Origin of the sequence: Mesorhizobium sp., assembly GCF_005063415.1 — a bacterium.
GTDB lineage: Bacteria > Pseudomonadota > Alphaproteobacteria > Rhizobiales > Rhizobiaceae > Mesorhizobium.
Window position 1 is genome coordinate 55,478 of sequence record NZ_SUEG01000017.1, and the last position, 277, is coordinate 55,754.

The window sequence follows — 277 nt, forward strand, 5'->3', positions numbered from 1 at the left end:
CCTGCATCGCCGCGAGCGCGTCCTGGGTAGCGTCGACGCCGCCGACGACAACCGACTTCATGTCGATGTTGGCGGCCTTCATCGCCTGGATGGCGCCGATGGCGCTTTCGTCATTATTGGCGATGACGCCGTCGAACGGCTTGCCGGTCGACAGCCAGTTGGTCATCAGGTTCTGCGCTTCTTCGCGCTTCCAGTTCGACGTCTGCTTGTCGATGATCTTGATGAAGCTGCACTCCGGCGTGGCGATCACGTCGTCAATGTCCTTGGTGCGCTGCAC

Annotated in this window: 1 pseudogene; it reads right to left on the reverse strand. The window is 61.4% G+C overall.

Going from position 1 to position 277, the window contains the following annotated elements:
- A pseudogene (locus E5W70_RS07535) lies at positions 1-277 on the reverse strand (substrate-binding domain-containing protein); the annotation flags it as partial.